14 protein-coding genes are annotated in these 17,892 nt (G+C 67.9%); 6 read left to right on the forward strand and 8 right to left on the reverse strand.

Annotated features, from left to right (window positions below; genetic code table 11):
- Nucleotides 1-32: 32 nt before the first annotated feature.
- A complete protein-coding gene (locus AWJ14_RS05440) occupies nt 33-1,241 on the forward strand; it encodes an APC family permease (RefSeq protein ID WP_171904822.1) in 1,209 nt (402 codons plus the stop codon).
- Nucleotides 1,242-1,259: 18 nt separating this feature from the next.
- On the opposite strand, the gene AWJ14_RS05445 is transcribed toward AWJ14_RS05440, so the two are convergent.
- The 5 genes from AWJ14_RS05445 to AWJ14_RS05465 form a co-directional block, all read right to left on the reverse strand.
- Nucleotides 1,260-1,577 carry an AzlD family protein gene (locus AWJ14_RS05445; protein WP_083220049.1) on the reverse strand — a complete coding sequence of 106 codons (318 nt, stop codon included), beginning with the start codon at nt 1,575-1,577 and terminating at the stop codon, nt 1,260-1,262.
- Entirely contained in the window at nt 1,574-2,302 is a 729-nt protein-coding gene (locus AWJ14_RS05450) for an AzlC family ABC transporter permease (RefSeq protein WP_066176019.1), read from the reverse strand. The genes AWJ14_RS05445 and AWJ14_RS05450 overlap by 4 nt, the downstream gene beginning before the upstream one ends.
- A gap of 104 nt (nt 2,303-2,406) precedes the next feature.
- Nucleotides 2,407-3,120, reverse strand: coding sequence for a polyamine aminopropyltransferase (locus AWJ14_RS05455; RefSeq protein WP_066176022.1), 714 nt, complete (start codon nt 3,118-3,120; stop codon nt 2,407-2,409).
- A 128-nt stretch (nt 3,121-3,248) separates the two neighbouring features.
- A complete protein-coding gene (locus AWJ14_RS05460; RefSeq protein ID WP_066176024.1) occupies nt 3,249-3,959 on the reverse strand; it encodes a class I SAM-dependent methyltransferase in 711 nt (236 codons plus the stop codon).
- Between the two features lie 27 nt (nt 3,960-3,986).
- Entirely contained in the window at nt 3,987-4,874 is an 888-nt protein-coding gene (locus AWJ14_RS05465; RefSeq protein WP_066176027.1) for an NAD(P)/FAD-dependent oxidoreductase, read from the reverse strand.
- A 624-nt stretch (nt 4,875-5,498) separates the two neighbouring features.
- Here AWJ14_RS05465 and AWJ14_RS05470 point away from each other — a divergent pair.
- From AWJ14_RS05470 to AWJ14_RS05480, 3 genes are all read left to right on the forward strand, one after another.
- Nucleotides 5,499-8,621: an autotransporter domain-containing protein gene (locus AWJ14_RS05470; protein WP_066176030.1), complete on the forward strand. Its 3,123-nt coding sequence runs from the start codon at nt 5,499-5,501 to the stop codon at nt 8,619-8,621.
- Nucleotides 8,622-8,908: 287 nt separating this feature from the next.
- Entirely contained in the window at nt 8,909-10,405 is a 1,497-nt protein-coding gene (locus tag AWJ14_RS05475) for an inorganic phosphate transporter (RefSeq protein ID WP_066176035.1), read from the forward strand.
- Nucleotides 10,406-10,591: 186 nt separating this feature from the next.
- Complete coding sequence (locus AWJ14_RS05480) at nt 10,592-10,876, forward strand: hypothetical protein (protein ID WP_066176041.1); 285 nt, start codon at nt 10,592-10,594, stop codon at nt 10,874-10,876.
- 16 nt (nt 10,877-10,892) lie between these two features.
- Here the strand turns inward: AWJ14_RS05480 and AWJ14_RS05485 are convergent, their stop codons facing one another.
- Complete coding sequence (locus AWJ14_RS05485; RefSeq protein WP_066176044.1) at nt 10,893-11,921, reverse strand: helix-turn-helix domain-containing protein; 1,029 nt, start codon at nt 11,919-11,921, stop codon at nt 10,893-10,895.
- Nucleotides 11,922-12,068: 147 nt separating this feature from the next.
- Here AWJ14_RS05485 and AWJ14_RS05490 point away from each other — a divergent pair, with 147 nt between their 5' ends.
- Complete coding sequence (locus AWJ14_RS05490) at nt 12,069-13,154, forward strand: alpha/beta hydrolase family protein (RefSeq protein WP_083220052.1); 1,086 nt, start codon at nt 12,069-12,071, stop codon at nt 13,152-13,154.
- Between the two features lie 74 nt (nt 13,155-13,228).
- Here AWJ14_RS05490 and ligA read toward each other — a convergent pair whose 3' ends face one another.
- Nucleotides 13,229-15,349: an NAD-dependent DNA ligase LigA gene (gene ligA, locus AWJ14_RS05495; RefSeq protein WP_066176047.1), complete on the reverse strand. Its 2,121-nt coding sequence runs from the start codon at nt 15,347-15,349 to the stop codon at nt 13,229-13,231.
- 176 nt (nt 15,350-15,525) lie between these two features.
- Between ligA and AWJ14_RS05500 the strand changes: the two genes are divergently transcribed.
- Nucleotides 15,526-16,176, forward strand: a complete 651-nt coding sequence (locus AWJ14_RS05500) for a hypothetical protein (protein WP_066176050.1) — start codon at nt 15,526-15,528, stop codon at nt 16,174-16,176.
- Between the two features lie 34 nt (nt 16,177-16,210).
- On the opposite strand, the gene recN is transcribed toward AWJ14_RS05500, so the two are convergent.
- Nucleotides 16,211-17,884, reverse strand: a complete 1,674-nt coding sequence (gene recN / locus AWJ14_RS05505) for a DNA repair protein RecN (protein ID WP_066176051.1) — start codon at nt 17,882-17,884, stop codon at nt 16,211-16,213.
- Between the last annotated feature and the right edge of the window lie 8 nt (nt 17,885-17,892).

Raw genomic sequence — 17,892 nt, forward strand, 5'->3', positions numbered from 1 at the left:
CCCTGCTCCGCGCCCGGCAGGAGGACCTTGCGATGGTGCTCGAGATCCTGATCCTGGCCTCCGCGCTGGCCGTGGCGGCGGTGCTGTTTTCGCCGCGGGTGCGCGGCGTGAAGACCTGGAAGGCGATGTCGACGCCGCTCGCCTCGATCATCGGCAGCGGCTTTCTGGTGTTGGGGCCGCTTCTGAGCCTCTCCTACGGCAAATACGCGCCGCTGGCGATGGTGGCGCTGTGCGCGGGCGCCTATCTCTATGGCGCCGCGATCCGCTACAACATGGCGGCGATCGAGGTCGCCGAAGCGGGCGGCGGCGCAGAGCCTGCCGCGGTACCCAGGCTCGAAACCGCTTCCTCGGCCCTGCTCGGCTTCGCCTATGTGATCTCGGTCGCCTATTACCTCAACCTGCTCGGCGCCTTCGGGGTCAGTCTCACGCCCTTCAACCAGCCGCTCTATGCGAAACTCCTGACCTCCGCCGTCTATGGCGTGATCCTCGCGGTCGGCTGGACCCGCGGCTTCAAGTCGCTCGAACGCATGGAGTATGTCTCCGTCACGGTGAAGCTTGCGATCATCGCCGGGCTGCTGGTGGGGCTCGCGGACTATTTTTGGGGCACGGCGTCCGCCGGAAAACTGGTCTTCAACGCCCCCACCGTAACCGGGCTGTCGGCGCTGACGCTGGCCTTCGGCCTGATCGTGACGGTGCAGGGCTTCGAGACCTCGCGCTATCTCGGCGCCAATTACGACCGCCGCACGCGCGTGCGCTCAATGCAGTGGGCGCAATGGGTCTCCACCGCCATCTACATGGTCTATATCGTGCTGACCGCCTATGTGTTCGCGGCTGGCGAGGTCAAGCTCTCCGAGACCGCGATCGTCGACATGATGGCGGTGGTCTCGCCGATCCTGCCGGCGATGCTGGTGGCCGCGGCGCTCGCCGCACAGTTCTCGGCCGCGATCGCCGACACCTCCGGCTCGGGCGGGCTGTTTGCGGAACTGACGGCGAACCGGATCACGCCGAAGCTCGCCTATGCCGGGCTGAGCGCGATCGGGCTGGGGCTGACCTGGACCGCCAACGTGTTCGAGATCATCAGCTACGCCTCGTGCGCCTTCGCGCTGTATTATGCGGTGCAGGCGGCGATTGCCATGCTCTACGCCCGCCGGAAGCGCGAGACCGGCCGTGCCGCGGGCTTTGCAGCGCTTGCGCTGCTCGGCCTCATGATCGTGCTGTTCGGCCAGGCGGTGGAGGCCTGAAGCCGGGCCGCGTGCGCGCTACAGCCCCCACGCGCGGAGCGCCACCACCAGCGCCCAGCCGATCGCGAACATGCCCATCATCGGCAGGCGCAGGCCGATCACCAGGCAGACGGCGAGCGTGATCGCCTCCGCCGAGCCGTTGGAGACTGCGGCCGGGGCCACCAGCGTGGCCAGCACCGCCGCCGGCACCGCGTTGAGCGCGGCATCGACCCGGGGCGGAATGCTGCGCATCCGCGACAGCATCATGTGGCCGCCGACGCGCGTCGCATAGGTGACCACCGCGGCGGCGAATATGATCCAGACATTGACCGGCAGGCCCCAGAAATCCCCGTTCACGACGCCTCCTCCCGGGCCGCCGGGGCGGAACCGGCGGTGTCGGGCACCGGCGGCAGCAGCACCGCCACGATCACGCCCGCAAGCGCGCCCAGGCTCACATGCCAGGGAGAACCCACGGTATGATAGGCCGCGATCGAGGCCAGGCCCGAGGCGATGACCACCGGCAGCCAGCCCGAGCGTTGCCGGAACCCGAGCACCAGGCCCAGAAAATAGATCGGCAGCAGCGCATCGAGCCCGATCGCTTCGGGATCGGTGATCAGCCGGCCAAACACGGCGCCGAGAAACCCGCCCAGCACCCAGAAGAGATAGATCGGCACCGCCATGCCCATGTACCAGGCAAAGCTGAGCGGCTTGCCGCCGTCGGCCCGCGTCTCGGCAGAGGCGTATTGCGGATCGGTGAGAAAGAAAAAGGCAACCGCCTTGCGCCACCCCGGCATCAGCCCCATGCGCCGGCCGAGCGCCGCAGAATAAAGCACGTGCCGGAAATTGACCGCAAACACGGAGAAGACGATGATCCAGGGCGCGATCCCGGAGCTGAACAATTCGAGCCCGACCATCTGGCTTGCGCCGGCAAACAGAAGCGCGCTCATCAGCACCGCCTCGCCGACGCTCAGCCCGTTGTCGACCGCAAGCGCCCCGAACAGAAGCGCAAACGGCGCCGAGGCGGCAACAATGGGCACGCTGGCGCGAACGCCTGTCAGAAAATCCGTTCGGGATGGGGACATGGAAAGCTCTCCTGCCCCGATGGATAGGTCAGCCCTGCTGACCAGTCAAATCAATAGGATTGAAGTGGAGGTTGAAGCGGCTTGGTCGTCCGCCGCTTCCACACCTACCCCTTCCGCGCCACATAGACCGTCTGCGTGAAGGGCTGGTGGGTGAGCGGGTTGGGGAAGGTCACGGGCTCGGCGCGGGCTTCGGCGAAGACGGAGGCGAGGCGCTCGGTGAAGGCGGGATCGGGGCGGGCGTCGGACCAGAGCGCGAAGACGCCGCCGGGCTTGAGATGCGCGGACAGGCGCCTGAGCCCGTCGGGCTGGTAGAAGCTTTCGCTGCGGGCGTCGAGCAGCGCATCGGGCGAATGGTCGATGTCGAGCAGGATCGCGTCGAAGCGCCGGCCGGGGGTTTCGGGATCGAACCCGTCCGTGCCCCGCGCCAGCGCGAAGAAATCGCCCTCGGTCAGGCGGCAGCGCGCATCGCCGGTCAATTCCGGGCCGAGCGGCAACAGGCCGGTGCGGTGCCAGTCGAGCACGGCTTCGAGATATTCGACCACGATCAGCGAGGCCGTGCGCGGTTCGGCAAGGGCTGCGCGGGCGGTGTAGCCGAGGCCCAGTCCGCCGACCACGACATCGAGCGCATCGCCTTCACACGCGGCCAGGCCCAGTTCGGCGAGCGCGATCTCGGAAACCGTGAACAGGTCCGACATCAGGTGCTCCTCGCCGAGCTTGATCTCGATGACATCGACATCGAGCCGCGCCTCGCGCCGGCGGCGCAGCACCAGCGGGCCGATCGGCGTCGGGCGGTAATCGAGTTCTTCGAACAGTCTCATCCAATCCCCGCGCCCTGAGCGGGCGTTCAGTGCATATGAGGCAGGGACGCCGCATGCTCAGGCCTTATCGGCGTTTTGCCCGGGGCTGGCAAGCCGGGACGGCACTCCGGACTGCCGCGGCGGGACGGTCAGCGCGGAAGCGCAGCGCGCGCGGCAACGGAGGGCCCGGAGCGGATGCCGATCCATCCCCTGAAGGCAAGCGCGGCATAAAACAGCTCGACATCCGCGAACCCCGCATCCTCGAGCAGGGCCTCGTCCTGCGCGGGCGACAGCACGGGGAGCAGCTGCCTGAGCCTTGCGACGATCCCGGCCGCCTGCGGTGCCGGAACCCCGGAGGCTGCCGCGAACCCGGCCGCGCGGCCGAGCCATCGGTCGGGCGCGGCTCCCTCGGCTGGAAAGCTGTAATGGGCGCACACGAAAGGCGCGCCCGGCCTCAGGCGGCCTGCGAGCGCGCGCAGCGTGGCGAGCCTCTCCGGCGCCGGCAGGAAATGCAGCGTCAGCAGGCACACGGCCGCATCGAACGGCCCCTCGGGCGCCGTGTCGACATAGCCCTCGTGGAACGCGACCCGCGCGGCGGCCGCGCCGAGGTTGGACCTGGCGAGATCCAGCATCGGCCCGGAGGGATCGACGCCCACGAAGCGCCAGCCGGGCTGCATCCGCGACAGCATCCCGAGTTCCATGCCGCCGCCGGCGCCGAGCACCAGGATCCGGGCGTCGCCCGACACCCGCTCGGCCAGCAGCACGCCGGACATCCTGTGCAGGTCGTGCAGGCCGGGCACCAGTTGCGCGGTCCGCTGCCGGTAGGAAGCAACCGCCCCGGGATCGGAAAAACCGGTCATGTCCCCTCCCCTGAGCGGAAGCGCAGGTTACGCATCCGGCCACAGCAGCGAGCGGTGCAACTGGGCGCCGGCCCAGGCGCCATCGGCCACGGCAAGGGTGACCGAATGCGGCATCCGGGCCACGTCGCCGCAGGCGAACACGCCCGCAAGCGAGGTCTGTTTGGCGGCATCGGTGCGGATCTGCACGCCCATCGGCGTCTCCTCCAGCGCGCAGCCGGCCTCTGCGGCGAGCGGGCTCGAGGGAACGCAGTGCGGAGCCGTGAACAGGCCTGCGAAACCAAGCCGGCGGCCGTCGTCCAGCACCACGTCCGCGACACCGTCGATGCGGGAGATGGGCACCGGCTCGAGGCTGACAGCGCGGCCTGCCAGCGCCTGCCGTGTGGCCGCATCGGGCTCCACCGCACCGTTGGTCAGAAACGTCACCGTCCCCCAGTCCGAGACCATCTCGGCCTGGTGAGCGGACATCGGCCCCGTCGCGATCACGCCGATCCTGCCCCGGTCGAGCTCGTAGCCATGGCAGTAGGGACAGTGGAACACGGACGTGCCCCAGCGCTCGGCAAGGCCAGGAATCTCCGGCAGCTGGTCGGCAAGCCCGGTGGCAAACAGCAGGCGCCGGCCATGATGATGCCGGCCATCGGCCATGGTCACCGTGAAATCGTCCTTCCCGCCGTTCACCGCGACCGCCCGGCCATCGATCCATGACAGTGTCGGATAGGCTTCAAGCTGGCGCCGCGCCGTCGCGGCGATTTCGGCGGCGGCAATGCCGTCCTGGCCGAGGAAGCCGTGCGACGGCCCGGCAAACCGGTTGCGCCGCTCGCCCGCGTCGATCACCGTCACCGCCCGTCGTGCGCGCACCAGCTGGAGCGCCGCGGCCATTCCGGCATAGCTGCCCCCGATAACAATCACATCCTGCATTCCGCTTGTCCTTTCCGGTGCCGCCACGGCTTGGGCGCACACAAAACCGCCCACGGGCTTTCATGTAACTTTAAATGATACATGAGGGCAGGCAAGTCAACCCCGGGCTCGCCTTGGCGAAACCCGCGACCGTTGCGAAAGCCGAGGCGATGGCAGACGTGATTCGCGTCCACCGGGCGCAGCACCGGGCGGGCCCGCGGGACGATTTTCGACGCCGCGGGGCGTGACAAATCGGCCACAGACGGCGGTTTATTCGGCACAATGCGGCCGCGCCGCCCGGTCGGGATTCCTAATACAGGCCCAGCGTATTCAAGCAGGGGTCGCAGTGGACAGTGCCGTATGGCGGGCATTTGACTGAGCTTTGCCAGGGGCGGCACCTGCGCGGCCCACACGGCCGCGTTGTCCTGTCCGGGTGGGGCATCGGCAAGCCGTCCCCTGCACCAATCCTGTGCGGCATTTGCGAATTTTACAGCAGCGAAAAACGTGCAAGACAGGGACCGTGCGTTTCGCATGCCGAACTCCGTGTCGCAGAGCCGCGCCCCGTTCGTATGGTGACCACCGACCCCTTTCTCCGACATGCGCCTTGCACGATGCCGAGGCGCCGCTCCAGCCGAGGACCGCCACATGACCGCCGCCCGCTTGCCGCACACCGCCCGCGCCAACCGTTCCTCGGCGATCGCCCGGCTGATGGCGGCGACCTCGCTCGCCTTCATCGCCTTTCCGGCCGCCCATGCGGCAGACTTCGTTTCGGATGCCGGTCCGCAAACCATCAGCACCGCCGTGATCGCCGACAACTTCATCGTCGGGCAGAACGGCACGGCCGACGTCACGCTCGACACGCCCGGTTCCTTCACCACCACCTCGGCGACGGCTGGCGATATCATCCTGGGGGACGCGGTCGGCAGTGACGGAACGATCACGACCAATGGCGCCACCAGCCTGGTTGCCAACCGCTTCTATATCGGCCTTGGCGGCAATGGCACGCTGACCGTGAACAACGGCGGCACCATGACGGCCCGCGGTGACGACCGCAAAGTCTATGTCGGCTATTTCGTCGGCAGCACCGGCACCCTCAACCTCGATGGCCCGGCCACGACGATGACGGCCTACGACTTCAACGTCGCCTGGATCTCGACCGGAAACGCGACGCTGTCCAACGGGGCGACCGCGACGATCGAGCAGGATGTCACGATCGGCAAGAACCCCTACACCACGGGGACGCTGACCATCACCGGCACGGGATCACGCGTTTCCTCCGACCGCCTCTATGTCGGCGAACTGGGCGCGAGCAACGGCACGCTCACCATCGAGAACGGCGGGGCTTTTGAAGTAACGGGCACCAGCAGGGCCTATATCGGCAACACGGCCGGCAGCCGCGGCACGGTGAACGTGACCGGCAACGGCTCGTCCTTTGCTTCAAATCTCCTGTTCGTGGGCTGGAACGGCACGGCCGAGATGACCATCTCGGACAAGGCAACGACAACGATCGCGGCTGATGTCTATGTCGGAACCTATGGCCCCAGCACAGGCACACTGACGGTCACCGGGTCCGGATCGGCACTGACCGCCGACCGGATCTATCTCGGCGACAGCGGATCGGGCACGCTCAACGTGCTCGACGGCGGCTCGGTCACCGCCACGGGAACAGGCAAGATCTATCTCGGCAACACGGCCGCGGGGAAGGGTTTTGCGACCGTCAGCGGCACTGGATCGCAGATATCGGCCGTCGAGATCAATGTCGGCTGGAACGATGCCGGTGTCTTGACCGTCGACGACGGCGGCTCGGTCACCACCGCGGGCTCACTGTCGCTCGGCTACAACGCGACGGGCAGCGGCACGATGACGCTTGCCACGGCCGGCGCGGTCTCCATCGGCGGCGGAACGGGCACGGTCCATGTCGCCACCGCCGCCGGTTCGACCGGCACGATCAACATCGGCGCGGCGTCAGGCGATCCCGCGGCAGCCGCCGGCACGCTGAACGCCGCGGCCATCAATTTCGGCGCAGGCGACGGCAAGATCGTCTTCAACCACACCGATACGGCCTATCAGTTCGGCGCCAACATATCCGGCGCCGGGTCGCTCTTGCTCGAAAGCGGGACCACCATCCTGACGGGAACCAACACGTACACCGGCGGAACCACCGTCAAGGGCGGACACCTGTTGGTCAACGGCTCGGTCACCGGCGCAACCACGATCGAGAACGGCGGCGTTCTCTCTGGCACCGGTACGCTGGGCACCCTTGTCGTGCAGGGCGGCGCAACGCTGGCGCCGGGCAATTCGATCGGCACACTCACCACGGGCGATATGACCTTCGCCGATGGCTCGGTCTATGCCGTCGAGGTCAACGATGCCGGTGCGTCGGACAAGCTGGTGGTCAACGGCACGGTCACCATCGGCTCCACCGCGAGAGTGGTGGTGACGCCTGCCAACGGCATCGATGACGGTTCCACCTATCTGCCGTCCACCCCCTACACCATTGTCTCGAGCACCGGCGGCGTGACCGGCACCTTCGCCGCGGTCACGGAGTCCTTCGCCTATCTTGATGCGATGCTGGCCTATGGCAGCAACGACGTGACGCTGACGCTGACGCGCACCCCCGTTGGCCCGGGGCCCGTTCCCTTTGCCGACAAGGTTTCCACCCGCAACGGCAAGAACGCTGCCAATGCCATCGATGCGATGGATCCGGCCTCGGCCCTCTACAACGCGGCCCTCACGCTTCAGGACGGCGAGACCGAGAGCGCCTTTGCCCAGCTTTCCGGCGACATCCACGCCAATACCATGGCGGGCCTGATGCAACGCAGCGGCGCGAGCCGGCAGACCATCCTCAACCGCATCCGCGGCGCCTTCGACGGCTCGGGCACGACGACCGGCCCCGTCACCGCCTATGGCGAGGGCGCATTCGGCGATCTGCTGCCCAGGACGCTTCACCCCAATGCCTGGATGAGCGGCTTCGGCTCCTGGTCCGACCATGACGGCGACGGCAACGCGGCGGCTTCGAGCGCCAAGGGTGGCGGGGTGCTGTTTGGCGCCGACGCGCCGCTGGGCGACGGCTGGCGGCTCGGCCTTGCCGGCGGCTATGGCCACGACGACATCAAGAGCCTTGCCGTCAACTCCCTGGCCAAGGTGGACAGCTACTATCTCTCCGCCTATGGCGGGCGGCAGATCGGCCCGGCAACGATCAGCTTCGGCGCCCTGCACGCGTTCCAGCAAGTCGAAACCAGCCGCGTGGTGAGCCTCTCGTCCTACAACGACACGCTGACGGCGAGCTATGACGGCTCCACCTCGCAGGCCTTCGTCGAAGGGGCGTGGCGGTTCGAGCGGGATCTGTTCCATGTCGAGCCCTATGCCAACCTGACCTACACCTATCTCCACACCGATGGATTTACCGAGCAGGGCAGCGCCACCGCGCTCACCTCCGGCAGCAACTCCTACGACCAGCTGTCGAGCACGATAGGCGTCCGCTTCGACCGCTACATCGCCTTCAACAACATGCTCGGCAAACTCTCCGGCGGGCTCGGCTGGCGCCATGGCTATGGCGACCTGTCGCCGCAGACGAACCTGGCCTTCAGCGGATCGCAGAGCTTCACGGTCGCCGGCGCCGCGCTCGCCCGTGACACCGCGCTGGTCAATGCCGGCATCTCCTTCGACCTGACCGACAAGGCCACCGTCTCCCTGCGCTATGACGGCCAGTTCGCCGACGGGCTGGAAGACCAGACCGTGTCGTCGAGCCTCCGGGTCAAGTTCTGATCGAAGCCGCCGAACGGACAGTGCGCGCGCCCCGCAACCTGATGGATGCGGGGCGCGCGCGTGTTTTGTGAGGCAGGGTCCTGAAACCCGGAAACTGCGGCCGGATCGGGCCGCCTTTGCGGGCCGGCCGGCGTCCGGCGCATCAAGATTGCGCAAAACCCGTTGATACACCGGTCTCAACCTTGACGGATCGGCCCATGGCGTCCATCGACGGAGGAGATCCGTCGCAGAACTGCCATTCTCGACCTTTGCCACATTGAACCGGACCACGGGAAGCAGCACCAGCCATGGCAGAGAACTATCGCAAGCCCACGCTCGACAAGGACCTGGACAAGCTCGCGACCATGGAAGAGGCCACCGGCCTCATCAATCGCGGCTTCGTCACCCCCGGTCTGGCGCTGGTCTTCATCGTGCTGTGCGCGATCATCGCCGGCGTGTTCGTGACCGGCCAGCCCGGCGCGGTCACCATCATCGCAGCCGCCATGATCGGCGCCTATATGGCGCTCAATATCGGCGCCAACGATGTCGCCAACAATGTCGGCCCGGCGGTCGGCTCGCAGGCGATGACGCTTGGCATGGCGCTGGCGATCGCGGCGGTGTTCGAAAGCGCGGGCGCGCTGATTGCCGGCGGCGACGTGGTCGACACCATTTCCAAGGGCATCATCGACCCGGCCGCCGTCTCCGATCCCAGCATCTTCGTCGCCGCGATGATGGCGGCGCTGGTGGCGGCGGCGATGTGGATCCACCTCGCCACCTTCATCGGCGCGCCGGTCTCGACCACCCATTCGATCGTGGGCGGGGTGATGGGGGCGGGCATCGCCGCCGCCGGCGTCGATGCGGTCAGCTGGTCGACCATGGGCTCGATCGCCGCAAGCTGGGTGATCTCCCCCTTCATGGGCGGCATTATCGCGGCCCTGTGCCTGGCCTTCATCAAGGCCGCCATCATCTACAAGGACGACAAGATCGCCGCCGCGCGCCGCTGGGTGCCGGTGCTGATCGCCATCATGGCCAGCGCGTTTGCCGCCTACCTGTCGATCAAGGGGCTCAAGACGCTCGTCGAAATCTCGCTCGGCCAGGCCGCCCTGATCGGCCTGGCAACGGGCATCCTGAGCTGGATCATCGCCCGGCCGGTGATCGCCCGCCAGGCACGCGGGCTCGAAAACCGCAACCAGTCGCTCAGAAAGCTGTTCGGCCTGCCGCTGATCTGCTCGGCAGCGCTGCTGTCCTTCGCCCATGGCGCCAATGACGTGGCCAATGCGGTGGGGCCGCTGGCGGCGATCGTGCACACCGCCGAATATGGCGATGTCGCCAGCAATGTGACGATCCCGCTGTGGGTGATGGCTGTCGGCGCGGCCGGCATCTCGCTCGGCCTGATCCTGTTCGGCCCGAAGCTCATTCGCATGGTCGGCAACCAGATCACCAAGCTCAACCCGATGCGCGCCTATTGCGTGGCACTGTCGGCGGCCGTCACCGTGATCCTCGCCTCCTGGCTCGGCCTGCCGGTAAGCTCCACCCACATCGCCGTGGGCGCGGTGTTCGGCGTGGGCTTCTTCCGCGAATGGTACACCGAGAATTCCGCCCGTCGCGCCGACTATGTGGCCCGCCACCAGATCAATCCGCCATCGCGCACCACGGCCAACGGCAAGATCGCCGAGCAACGCCGCCGCAAGCTGGTGCGCCGGGCGCATTTCCTGCAGATCATCGCCGCCTGGGTGGTGACCGTCCCCGCCGCCGCCGTGCTTTCGGGCGTGCTGTTCGTGGTGCTGCGCGCCGTCCTGATCTGAGCCGCCCGCCGGCGCTCGCCCTCCCCTCCCCGCCAGTCGCGTCAGCCCGGCCCGCCGCGAGTTCTGTGTCGGCGGCCGCCGGGCACCGGCGCCAAGCCGTGTCGCTTTGACAGCCGGCAACGGAACAACCATCCCCGCCCCGCGTTCACTCTGCGTACACTGCCGATACCGGAAAGGACGCCCCCGATGACCATTCAAAACACGCCCCCGAAGCCCATGGCCGACGACACCATGGCAAGCGACACCATGACTTCCGACCCGATCGCCCGCCCCACGCCGGCTCCCGAAACGCCGCCGACCGCGACGATGGCTCCCGGCACCCGGGCCGCCGGCACCCGAACCGTCGAGGAGACGACGACCGAAGCCCGCCAGGGCTCGACCAGCAACGGCACCGCCCGCCGGGTGCTGTTCATCTCGCTCGGTCTGGCACTGATCTGCCTGGTCGCCGTCGTGATCGTCTACATGGGATGACGCGGCAGCCTGGATCCTAGGATCCGGACTCTTCTTTCCCGTGGCCTTGCCGCCACGCGACAGGGCTTAGGCCGGTTATCCTGAGGAATTCCCGGTTGAAATTCGACTTGGTCTGGAACCCGGCCTGATACATGGCCTGGGTGACGGACAGATCGGTTTCTGCAAGCAGCCGGCAGGCTTCGGCGATGCGGTGGGAATTGACGAATTGCGAGACATTGCCGCCGGTCAGGCGGTTGACCGCGCCCGACAGCGTGCGCGCCGGCACGCCCGCGCGCCGGGCCAGCCGCGAGAGCGTGAGATTTTCGTCGCGATAGAGATGCTGTTCGGAAAAGAGAGCCTCGATCCGCGCCAGCACATCGCGGTCGGCCGCGGCCAGCGCCGGGTCCGGCCCGGGCGCTGGCGCAGGCGCAACTGTCGCCCGGACCCGGGAGGTCGCCATCGCCGCCCAGCCGATGAACAGGAGCATCAGCACATTGGCGTTGCCGGCAAGCGCTGCGACATTGACCCCGATCGACCATTCGAAATCCGCAAGGATCACCAGATCGAAGGCTGCCGCCACCAGCAAGGCGCCGGCGGCGATGCGCAGCGCGCGGTGGGCGCCGGCAACGCTGTCGAACCGCACCTCGTCGAGCGCATCGGGACCGGCCCTGCCGAGGGCGAGGAGCGCCAGCGCATAGCCGACGAAAAGCGCGACAAGCGCCCCGTCGATCAGCCTCGGCGCGAACACCATCAGCACGAGGATGTAGGCAAGCGGCACGGCATGCACCGAAGTGCCAAGCCGGTGGACGGCCTCGTCACGATGCACGAGGCTGCGAAACCCGACATAGACAAGCGGCGGCAGACAGGCGGCGAGAACCGGCATGAGATAGCCCACCCCGGTCACGCCATAGCCCCAGCGCAGGCCGACCATCACCGACTGCAGCGCGCAGAGCGCAATCAACGCGACGAAGACCGGATTGGGGCGCTCGTCCCGGCCGCGCAGCAGGGCTGCGAGCAGGGCAAGGAGGAAGAGCGCAACCACGAACGGCAGCGGCAGAAACAGCAAACGGCATCTCCCGGGAAGGATCGGATCTCGCCGCATCATGACCCAAATCGCGATTGCGTACGACCTCAATCATGATCGAGGACGCCGCGGGCGGGTGATGGCGCGAAGCTTGCCGGCATCGACACCCACCCGGAAGGCACCCCGACCATGAAACGAGCCCTGAACTTCCTTGCCGCCGCGCTGGCGACGGCCACATTCTCCCTGGCGCCCGCGACCGCCCGCCCCGCGCTCGCTGCGGAAGCGGGCACCCGCACGCTCGCCATCCCGTCAGCGGCGCGTGGCCGGGACCTGGCCGTCACCCTCTGGTATCCGGCGCAGGGAGACGGAGAAACGGTCGCGGTCGGAGACAATCGCGTGTTTGCCGGCACTTCGGCCTCCGAGAATGCCCAGCCGGCCGCAGGCCGCCATCCGCTCGTGGTGCTTTCGCACGGCTCCGGATCGACGGTGCAGGCCATGGCCTGGCTGGCCGCGCGGCTCGCGCAGGCCGGCTATATCGTCGCCGGCCCCAATCATCCCGGCACCACCAGCGGCGATTCCAGCCCGGCCGACACGGCAAAAATCTGGGCACGCGTCGACGACCTGTCGACCGTGGTGAGCGCCCTTCTCGCCGACCCCGGCTGGAGCGGGTCGATCGATGCCGACCGGATCGGCGTGCTCGGGTTTTCGCTCGGCGGCGCCACGGCCATGGAGATGGCCGGCGCCCGGGCCGATCTCGAGGCCTATGCCGGCTACTGCGACGCCAACCCGTCGATGGCCGACTGCCGCTGGTACAGGGGCGGACGCGCCTTTGTCGACGGCGAGATGGTCGCGGTCGACCCGGTCGATCTGCGCCAGGTCGACAGAGACCTGTTCGAGCGCGACAACCGCGACCCGCGCATCAAGGCCGCCGTGCTGGTCGACCCGGCGCTGGCGCGCGCCTTTACCCCGGAAAGCCTCGAGCGGATCGCCATCCCGATGAGTTTCATCAATCTGGGCGCGCCGGGCTCCGTTCCGGTCGCCGTGGAGGCGCAGGGCCTCGCTGCCCTGACGCCACAGGGAACGCATGCCACTGTCGCCGGCGCGATCCACTACAGCTTCCTGGCCGAATGCAAGCCCGACGCAAAGGCCTTTCTCGCCTCGGTCGGCGACACCGACCCGATCTGCGACGATGGTGGCACGCGCTCGCGCGCCGAGCTGCACCGGGAACTGGTGGACCTGATCAAGGCGGAGCTCGACCGGTCGCTCGCTCCCTGAACCGAGGGCCTGCCCTGCGCGAGGGGAACATCCGGTCCGGCCGGCCTGCGCGAGATGCGCGGCCGGTCCGCCCCTCACCCGCCCGGCGTTGCCCCGATCAGCTCGAACCAGCCGTCCTCGTCCATGGTGCGCACGCCGAGTTCCTGGGCCTTGGTGAGCTTCGAGCCGGCACCGGGGCCCGCCACCAGGATATCGGTCTTTTTCGACACCGACCCCGCCACCTTGGCGCCGAGCCGCTCGGCCATGGCCTTGGCCTCGTCGCGGGTCATCTTTTCGAGAGATCCGGTAAACACGACCGTGAGGCCCGCGACGGGGGAATCCTGCGCGGGCTTTTCCGCTTCGCGGATATCGAGTTCCGCCGTGAGCCGGTCGACCATGTCGAGATTGTGCGGCTCGCCGAAGAAGCGGCCGACCGCCTCGACCACGGCGGGGCCGATATCGTCGAGCGCGTCCATCTCTTCCGCCGCCGCCGTGTCGCCCGCGGCGATCGCCTTGGCCGCCTCGTAGAGCGAGGCCCAGTCGCCATAGGCGCGCGCCAGCGTCTTCGCCGTCTGCTCGCCGACATGGCGGATGCCGAGCCCGAAGATCAGCCGGTCGAGCGCGATCTCGCGCCGCGCCTCGATGGCGTCGAACAGTTTCTGCGCCGAGGTCTCACCGTAGCCGTCGCGGTTCTTGAGCCGCTGCAGGCCGTTGGCCTCGTCGCGCGCTTTCAGTGTGAAGATGTCGGCCGGCTGGCGGATCGGCAGCAGCGTGTCGTCATAGAAGAATTCGATCTGCTTTTCGCCCAAGCCGTCGATGTCGAAGGCCTTGCGCGAGACGAAATGCTTCAGGTGCTCCTTGCGCTGGAACGGACAGGCGAATTCGCCCGAGCAGCGGCGGATCGCGCCTTCCACCCCGCCCGCGGTCTCCTCGCGGATCACTGGGGTCTGCAAGGCGCAGGGGCAGACCGTGGGAAACTCGAAGGCGACCGCATCGTCGGGCGAGTCCACCACACCGAGCACCTGCGGAATGACGTCGCCGGCGCGCTGGATCTGCACCATGTCGCCGATCCTGACACCGAGCCGCTCGATCTCGCCGGCATTGTGCAGCGTCGCATTGGTGACGACCACGCCGCCCACCGTGATCGGCTCGAGCCGTGCCACCGGCGTGAGCGCGCCCGTGCGTCCGACCTGGATGTCGATCGCGGTCAGCCGGGTGGCGGCCTTTTCGGCCGGGAACTTGTGCGCGATCGCCCAGCGCGGGCTGCGCGAGCGGAAGCCGAGCCGGCCCTGCAGGTCGAGCCGGTCGACCTTGTAGACCACGCCGTCGATGTCATAGGGCAGATCGGCGCGCGCAAGCCCGATCTCGTTGTAATGGGCGATCAGCGCCTCGATGCTGTCGAGCCGCTTGGTGAGGTCGTTGACCGGAAAGCCCCAGGACTTGAACACCTCGATCATGCCGTGCTGGGTGTCGGCCGGCATCGCCGACATCTCGCCCCAGGAATAGGCAAAGAAGCGGAGCTTGCGGCTCGCCGTCACCGAGGCGTCGAGCTGCCTGAGCGAGCCTGCCGCGGTGTTGCGCGGATTGACGTAAACCGGCTTGCCCTCGGCCGCCATGCGGGCATTGAGCGCGAGGAAATCCTCTTTCGCCATGTAGACCTCGCCGCGGATCTCCACCGTATCAGGCGCGCCGGAAGGCAGGCTGTTGGGGATCTCGGCAATCGTCTTCACATTGGCGGTGACGTTCTCGCCGGTGGTGCCGTCACCGCGGGTGGCCGCACTGACGAGTTCGCCGTTCTTGTAGCGGATCGACATCGACAGCCCGTCGATCTTGGGTTCGGCGGTGAACGCGATCGAATTGTCGGGCAACTGTCCCAGAAAGCGGTAGACCGAATTGACGAAGTCGCGCACGTCCTCGTCGGAAAACGCGTTGTCAAGCGACAGCATCGGCACGGTGTGGGTGATCTTGGAGAAGCCTTCCGCGACCGCCGCGCCGACCTTGTCCGACGGCGAGTCCACAAGCTTCAGATGCGGGAACCGCTCCTCGATCGCCAGGTTGCGCCGCTTGAGCGCGTCATAGACCGCATCGTCGACGAGCGGCGCGTCCTTGCCGTGATAGGCCTCGTCGTGGCGGGCGATTTCCTCGGCGAGCCGCTTGAGTTCGGCGCGGGCTTCTGCCTCGCTCAGGGCGTCAACGGGCTTCATCTCGTCTGTCATGGCGGCACTCCGGAATCGCAGAGTGGTTTTAGCGCATACGGCGCGAATGAAAAGCGCCCGCGCGCGGGGCTGTCCCCTTTCGGGCCGGGTCCGCGCGGGCGGATCAATCAGCGATTAGGAATTTGCCTCTATCCTCTGCTCTCGCGCGGGTCCTGTGCCGCGACAAGGACAGACGAATGATCATCGGCGCAGCTTCTTCCCTACTCTCCGGCACTCCCATCGACCGCAGTGCGCGCACATCCGCCCCCGTGGCCTCGCAGCCGGCGGCGCCGGAAGCCGCAGGCGACGCCTCCGATCCGCTCGCGTCCCTTGCCAATTTCGTCGAATCCGCGGCCCAGAGCCGCAAGGCCTTTGCCGAGGAGCGGCTCAAGCATCTCAAGGAGCAGATGAACACGCTGGCGCTGTTCAATCTGGCGCCGGGCTTTCTCGCCGGCCATTCGGCACGGATGGCCAAGGAGCTCGAAGCCGCCGCCGGCGATTTCGCAAGCTCGTTCAAGACGCTGTCCGATCTCGGCGCCGAAGCCATGATCGGCGCGGTCTTCGCCAAGCTGTTCGCCGATCCTGCCCTGCCCGCGGCCTATCTCGACGTGATCGATGCGGAAGCGCCCGCGCCGCTGGTGATGAAAGCCGAAGATGCCGAGACCGCGGCCAGCTTCGCGGACACCGCGCGCCGGCTGCGCTTCGTCGTGGACCTGGCCGAGGACGCCCACGGCGACCGCTTCACCCCCTCCGACACCGCCCAGGGCGCGCGCGAGTCAACTTCGCGCGTCGTCGACCTGATGGCGCGTCTTGCAACGCCGCAGATGGCCGCGGATCTGCCGCGCTAGCAAGCCAAGCTTCGGAACCGAACTCCGAAAAGGCCTAATCGGCCACGTCGAGCAGACGGGCGGCGGCGGCGCGGGCCTCGTCGGTCACGTGCTCGCCGGCAAGCATGCGCGCGATTTCCTCACGGCGCTGGTCGGCGCCCATGGTGCTCACGCGCGTGGAAACCGTCGCGGCACCGGCCGAGGATGGCCCCTTGGCGATCAGAAGATGCGTGGCCGCGCGCGCGGCCACCTGCGGCGCATGGGTGACGGAAAGCACCTGCACGCCGGCCGAAAGCCGTCTCAAGCGCTTGCCGATGGCGTCCGCCACGGCGCCACCCACCCCGGTGTCGATCTCGTCGAACACCAGCGTCGGCGCCGAGCCGCGATCGGCGAGCGCCACCTTGATGGCGAGCAGGAAGCGCGACAGCTCCCCGCCCGAGGCGACCTTCATGATCGGCCCCGGCCGCGAGCCGGGGTTGGTGCGCACATGGAAGGCGACGCTGTCGATGCCGGTGGGGCCGGCAGACTCCGCGTCGGTGGTCATCGCCACCATGAATTCGGCGCGCTCGAGCTTGAGCGCGGGCAGTTCCGCCATCACTGCGGCGGTCAGCGCCTCGGCCGCCTCGTGGCGGCGCACGGACAATTGCTCGGCGGCCTGCATGAAGGCCGCGCGGGTTTCGCCGACACGGGCCTGCATCGCCGCAAGCCGTTCCTCGCCGGCGTCGAGATCGCCGAGATCGGCCACCATCTTTGCGGCCAGCTCCGGCAGTTGCTCGACGGTCACGTTGTATTTGCGCGCGGCGCCGCGAAGGGCGAACAGCCGCTCCTCGGTTTCCTCAAGCTCGCGCGGATTGAAATCGGCGGCGCGCAGCGCGGCCTCCACCGCGGTCTGCGCATCGGCCAAAGCGTTCAGCACCGTGTCCAGCGCAGCCACGGTCTCGCCGAGCAGATCCGGCGCTTCCTGCGCCTTGCGCTCAAGCCGGCGCATCAGCCCGCTGATGGTGGGCATCGGCGAGGCCTGGCCATTGAGGACCTCGTTGGCCTCGTTGATGTCGCTCGCCATCTTCTCGGCCTTCATCATCCGCGCACGCCGTTCGGCAAGCTCCTCTTCCTCGCCCTCGACGGGATGCAGCTTTTCGAGTTCGTCGACGGAGGAGCGCAGGAAATCGGCCTCGCGGCGCGCGGCCTCGACCTTGGCGCGGTGGGTCTTGAGCGCGCGCTCGGCCTCGCGCCAGATCTCATGGAGCCGGCCGACATCGGCAGTGCGGTCGGTGAGCCCGCCAAAGGCATCGAGCAGCGCGCGGTGCGCGTCGGTCTCGATCAGCGCCCGGTCGTCGTGCTGGCCGTGGATTTCGACGAGTGTGAGCCCGGCCTCACGCATCAGCGCCACGCTTGCCGGCTGGTCGTTGAGGAACACGCGGGTGCGACCGTCGGCCGATTGCACGCGGCGGAAGACGAGGTCACCGTCGTCATCGATACCGTTGTCGCGCAACAGCTTGCGCGCCGGATGGTCGATGCCGACGTCGAACACGGCGGTCACCTGGCCCTTGTCGGCGCCATGGCGCACGAGCCCGCCGTCGCCGCGGCCACCGAGCGCCAGCGAAAGCGAATCAAGCAGGATGGATTTGCCCGCGCCGGTTTCCCCGGTGAGCACGGACAGGCCGGCGTCGAACTCGAGATCGAGCTTTTCGATCAGGACGATATCGCGAATCGACAGTTGGACCAGCATCGCGGCCC

Source organism: Parahoeflea olei (assembly GCF_001703635.1).
GTDB lineage: Bacteria > Pseudomonadota > Alphaproteobacteria > Rhizobiales > Rhizobiaceae > Hoeflea > Hoeflea olei.